We start from the raw sequence: 5,244 nt of genomic DNA, 5'->3' as shown, positions 1-5,244 counted from the left end.
GCGACACGGGCGGCGGCGATTTCCAAAACCTATCGCGACGGCGGCACTTCGGCGCCGATCGTCAGCGCGACCGATGCGATCGCCTATGCCGGGGCGCGGATGCCGGCGACGTATGCGGCGGTGGCGGCGAGTCTCAATGCGCTCACCGAGATCACGCCCGACTTCGCCCCGCACACACTGCTCGACGTCGGCGCCGGGCCCGGAACCGCGTCGTTCGCCGCAATGCAGGCGTTCGAGACACTCGGCACACTGACGCTACTCGACGCCAACCCGGCGCTACGCGAGCTGGCGTTGACGCTGGCGCACGATCGCCCACGCGCCGCGACGCTCGACTACCAGCTCGGCGGTGCGCTCAAACTTCTCGGCCAAGCGCAGACCGCCGATCTGGTGATCGCCAGCTACGTTATCAACGAACTCGGCGATGCAGCGCGCGACCAACTCGCCGATGCGCTATGGCGCGCCACGGCCGGCACGCTGCTGATCGTCGAGCCCGGCACGCCGGCCGGCTACCAACGCATCCTCAACGCTCGCGCGCGGCTGATCGCGCAGGGCGCGCATGTGATCGCGCCGTGTCCGCACGACGCCGCGTGTCCGCTGCAGGCGCCGGACTGGTGTCACTTCGTGCAGCGGCTGCCGCGGTCCAGATTGCATCAACACCTCAAGGGCGCCGAACTTCCCTATGAGGATGAAAAATTCAGCTACGTCGCACTCAGCCGCACGCCGCCGCCAGCGCGGCCGTCGCGCGTGCTGGCGCAGCCGGTGCAGACCAAGGTGGCGATCACCGCCAAGCTGTGCACGCCGCACGGGCTCGACATGGCCGTCGCGCCGCGGCGCGACAAGGCCGCTTACGCCCGTTTCCGTCGGCTCTCCTGGGGCGATACGATCAGCAGCGAGTCGTCGGAGTAATCCGGCGGGAATAATCGGCGCGCGGCGCTGTTGGTGAGGAGGACGCGCCCGCGTCGCCCCGCTGACCAGGAGTAACAGATGTCCCGCACGCTCACGCTACTCGCCGCCGCCGGCTTCGCGCTGATCGCCACCGCCGCGTCCGCCCAGATGCTCAAGACCGCCGACACCGCCGCCGGCAAGACCTTCGTCGACGCCAAAGGCATGACGCTCTACACCTTCGACAAGGATGCCGGCGGCAAGTCGATGTGCAACGGCCCCTGCGCCACCAACTGGCCGCCGCTGATGGCCGCCGCCGACGCCAAGCCGACCGCCGACATGACGATCGTCACCCGCGACGACGGCAGCAAGATGTGGGCCTACAAGGGCAAGCCGCTCTACACCTTCGCCAAGGACATGAAGCCCGGCGACACCACCGGCGACGGCTTCCTCAACGGAGCCTGGCACATCGCCAAGCCGTAGTCATCGTTCACGCCCGTCATGCCCGGCCTGCGCCGGGCATCCGCGCCTTACCGACGAAAATGCAGGAAAGGCGTGGATGGCCGGGCCTTCGCCGCGCCGAAGCGGCTTCGGCCGCGCAGGCGGGCCGAACCCGGCCATGACGAAGTAACGGGACGTGGCGCGACGTCGACGCCCTCCGCTTCCCGCAGCGCAACTACGCGTCGCATTACAAATCTGTCAGGTGTCCGATCGGACTTTGCAATCCGATTTGGCATCCTGTTGAATGCCGCCGCGCAGTAACCACAACAAACGCGCGGGGGAAACGATGAGCGACGCTGGTCACAATCCCGATTCTGCACGCGCCGCCAAGGATGCGACCGCGCCGGTGATCGCGCGGCATCAGGCGGTGCTGGAAGAGTTGCCGTTTTCCGACACGCGGGATTTCGATGAAGCGCGGCGCGGCTTTCTCGGCAGCATCGACGATGCCACGATCATGTCGACGCAGGGCCGCACGGTGTGGTCGCTGGCGCCCTATCGTTTCCTTGACAGCGAGACCGCGCCGCCCACGGTCGATCCCAGCCTGTGGCGGCAGTCGCGGCTCAACATGCATCACGGCCTGTTCGAGGTGGGGCCCGGCGTGTACCAGGTGCGCGGCCTCGACATCGCCAACATGATGCTGATCGAAGGCGACAGCGGCGTCATCGTGGTCGACACGCTGACTTCGATCGAGGGCGCCCGCGCCGCGCTACAGCTCTACGCCCAGCATCGCGGCGAGCGGCCGGTGGTGGCGGTGATCTTCACCCATACCCACACCGACCATTGGGGCGGCGCACGCGGCGTGCTGGACGAGGACACGCTGGCGCGCGGCAGCGTGCCGATCATCGCGCCCGATTTGTTCATGGAGCACGCCGTCTCCGAGAACGTCATCGCCGGGCCGGCGATGCTGCGGCGCGCGCAGTCGCAGTTCGGCCCGCTGCTCGCCAAGGGCGAGCGCGGCCAGATCGATTGCGGTCTCGGCAAGTCGATGGCGATGGGCTCGGTGTCGCTGCTGCGGCCGACCGATCTGATCAAGGCGACCGGCGACACCCGGACGATCGACGGTGTCACCTTCGAATTCCAGATGGCGCCGAATTCCGAAGCGCCGGCCGAGATGCATTTCTTTATCCCGCGCTACAAGCTGTTGAACCTCGCCGAGAACTGCACCCACAATTTCCACAATCTGCTGCCGTTCCGCGGCGCCGACGTGCGCGACGCGCTGGCGTGGTCGCGCTATCTCGGCGAGGCGCTGCAACTGTGGGGCGGCAAGGCCGAGGCGATGTGCGGCCAGCACCATTGGCCGGTGTGGGGCAGTGAGCGGATCGACGAGATGATCCGGCAACAGCGTGACCTCTACAAGTACGCGCACGACCAGACGCTGCGGCTGATGAATCACGGCCTCACCGCCAGCGAGATCGCCGAGACCATCCGGCTGCCGAAGAGCCTCGACGGTGCCTGGCATGCGCGCGGCTATTACGGCCACATCCGCCACAACGTGAAGGCGATCTACCAGAAATATCTCGGCTGGTACGACGCCAACCCGGCCAACCTCGATCCGCTGCCGCCGACCGACGCCGGCAAGAAGTATGTCGAGTACATGGGCGGCGCCGCCGCGCTGCTCGCCAAAGCGCGCGCCGATTTCGAGCGCGGCGAGTTTCGTTTCGTCGCGCAGGCGCTGAGCCATCTGGTGTTCGCCGAGCCGAACAATCAGGACGGCCGGCTGCTGCTCGCCGACACGTTCGAACAATTGGGCTATCAGTCCGAAAGCGCGACCTGGCGCAACGCCTATTTGTTCGGCGCGCAGGAGCTGCGCCACGGCATGCCGCAGGTGCCGGCGCGGCCGCCGATGCCGCGCGACACGCTGGCGGCGCTGAAGACCTCGCAGCTGTGGGACGTGCTCGGCATCCGCCTCAACGGCCCCAAGGCCGAAGGCAAGACCATCGTGCTGAACTGGCAGTTCACAGACACAGCCGAGCGCTGGGTGCTGACGCTGGAAAACTGCGCGCTGACCTACATCGAAGCCGCGCCGGCGCCGAACGCGGACGCCGGCTTCGTGCTGGCGCGCGGCGTGCTTGACGAGGTGATCGCCAAGCAGACCTCGTTCCCCGAAGCCGTGATGGCCGGTCGCATCCAAGTCAGCGGCAACCCGATGAAGCTCGCCGAGCTGATGGCACTGATGGACGAATTTCCGCGGATGTTCGAGATCGTCGAGCCGAAGCCAACGTCGGTGAGCTGAGGCCGGCAATTCGGCCCGCGCCTGGAACGGCACGCAGAGGGATGCGTTGCCGCCTCGAATCAGGAGTCGCCGCATGCCGATTCCCGACCCGCGGACCCGCAGATTATCGCCCAAGGCTGTCACCCGCACGCTGGCGCTCGCCGGCCACGCCATGATGGGCGTTGCGCTCGGCCTCGCTTTCGCGCTGCTAACGACCCGCTCCGACACGTACGGCATTCGGCCGGTGCTGATGGCGCTCGACCCGGCCGGTTTCCGCCTCACCGATTTCACGGTGACGTGCGCGTTGGCGTTCGGCGTCGTCGCGACGCTTACTGGCCTGGCGCTAATACTGGGTGAAGAAAAGTAGTTCGAGCCGTCGCCGAGGGACCATCCCAGCCGCGGCGTCATCCTGAGGTGCTCGGTGCAGCGCGCGCCAACGCGGTGCGCCGGGCCTCGAAGGATAGCCACGCGTACGGGGTGAAATTCCGCATTCCCCGTTGCAGTCATCCTTCGAGGCTCGCTGCGCTCGCACCTCAGGATGACGGGCCCAGCTACGCTGCATGCCGCGTCGCGGCGCTCTCCACCGTCATCTCCAGCCGCAGCGGGCTGCGGAAGGTGGAAGACGGCATCCAGTCGAGTTGCGGCGCGGCGCGCGTGTAGTCCGGCACCACCTTGTGAAACTCCTCGAAGGCAATCTTGATGGCCATGCGGGCGATCGCCGAGCCGAGGCAGGCGTGGACGCCGCCGCCGAAGCCGAGATGGCCCTTCGGCTTGCGCTTGAGGTCATACACATCGGCATTCGGAAACTGCCGATCGTCGCGATTGGCCGAGCCGTAGGCCAGGCAGACGAAGTCGCCGGCCTTCATCGTGACGCCGTGCAGCGTCAGGTCGCTCTGCAGGCAGCGTTTGAAACGCTGCGCCGAGGTGTTGTAGCGCAGCGATTCTTCGACGGCGTCGGGCAGCAGCGACGGATCGGCCGCGACGGCGCGGCGGACGTCGACGAAATCGGCGAGGTTCAACGCCAGCATGCTCATGAAGCCCCCGAGCGACTCGATGCCGGCCATGATCAGCGTCGTGGTGGTCAGCAGCACTTCGCGTTCGTCGAGCCGGTCGCCGTCGATTTCGGCCATCGAGAAATGCGAGATTAGGTCGTTCTGCGGCGACGCGCGGCGCTGCGCGATGACGCCGGCCGCGTAGTCCTGCATCCAGGCATAGGCGGCGAGATGCTCGGGGCCTTTGGCGCGCGTCACCGGATCGCTCTGCACCATCAACACCGCCTTGTCGCGCACCGTCTGCTCGTCGCCGAGCGGCAGGCCCAAGGCTGCGAACAGCACCCGCACGGTGAATTTCGACGAAAAGTCGGCGATGAACTCGAACTGCTCACGACCGCGCAACGCCTCGGCCGCTTCGCGGGCGATGTCGCGCATCGGCTCGGCGAGCGCTTCGAGATTGCGCTTCATGAAGGCGTGCTGCACCAGGCCGCGCAGCCGGTCGTGGCGCGGAGGATCGGTGGTGCCGAGCGTGGCGCCGGCGCGGTTCGGCAACTCGGTCATCAGATTGCCCTGCGCCGAGGAGAACACCTGCCAGTTAGTGCCGGCGCCGGCGACGTCGATGTAGCGCGACAGCACCCACATCTGCGCCGGCTCGCT

5 protein-coding genes are annotated in these 5,244 nt (G+C 67.3%); 4 read left to right on the top strand and 1 reads right to left on the bottom strand.

What is annotated here, in order from left to right; all coding sequences use genetic code 11:
- The 4 genes from ACOJTD_RS25965 to ACOJTD_RS25950 all read left to right on the top strand — a co-directional run.
- Positions 1 to 906, top strand: a 906-nt coding sequence (locus ACOJTD_RS25965; protein ID WP_420135726.1) for a small ribosomal subunit Rsm22 family protein, incomplete at its 5' end; no start/stop codon positions are given.
- Between the two features lie 78 nt (positions 907 to 984).
- A complete protein-coding gene (locus ACOJTD_RS25960) occupies positions 985 to 1,365 on the top strand; it encodes a hypothetical protein (protein ID WP_420135725.1) in 381 nt (126 codons plus the stop codon).
- 304 nt (positions 1,366 to 1,669) lie between these two features.
- Positions 1,670 to 3,616, top strand: a complete 1,947-nt coding sequence (locus tag ACOJTD_RS25955; protein WP_420135724.1) for an alkyl/aryl-sulfatase — start codon at positions 1,670 to 1,672, stop codon at positions 3,614 to 3,616.
- Positions 3,617 to 3,689: 73 nt separating this feature from the next.
- Positions 3,690 to 3,962 (top strand): hypothetical protein, encoded by a 273-nt coding sequence (locus ACOJTD_RS25950; RefSeq protein ID WP_420135723.1) that lies wholly within the window; start codon positions 3,690 to 3,692, stop codon positions 3,960 to 3,962.
- Between the two features lie 184 nt (positions 3,963 to 4,146).
- Here ACOJTD_RS25950 and ACOJTD_RS25945 read toward each other — a convergent pair.
- A partial coding sequence (locus tag ACOJTD_RS25945) for a cytochrome P450 (protein WP_420135722.1) occupies positions 4,147 to 5,244 on the bottom strand: 1,098 nt, incomplete at its 5' end.

Source organism: Rhodopseudomonas sp. (assembly GCF_048594845.1).
Lineage (GTDB): Bacteria > Pseudomonadota > Alphaproteobacteria > Rhizobiales > Xanthobacteraceae > Rhodopseudomonas.
This window is presented reverse-complemented; position numbering and strand designations above follow the sequence as displayed.

Bases quoted from the DNA above. Each gene is read 5' to 3' on its own strand.
- ACOJTD_RS25960 (WP_420135725.1), top strand. From the start codon at position 985: ATGTCCCGCACGCTCACGCTACTCGCCGCCGCCGGCTTCGCGCTGATC.
- ACOJTD_RS25955 (WP_420135724.1), top strand. From the start codon at position 1,670: ATGAGCGACGCTGGTCACAATCCCGATTCTGCACGCGCCGCCAAGGAT.
- ACOJTD_RS25950 (WP_420135723.1), top strand. From the start codon at position 3,690: ATGCCGATTCCCGACCCGCGGACCCGCAGATTATCGCCCAAGGCTGTC.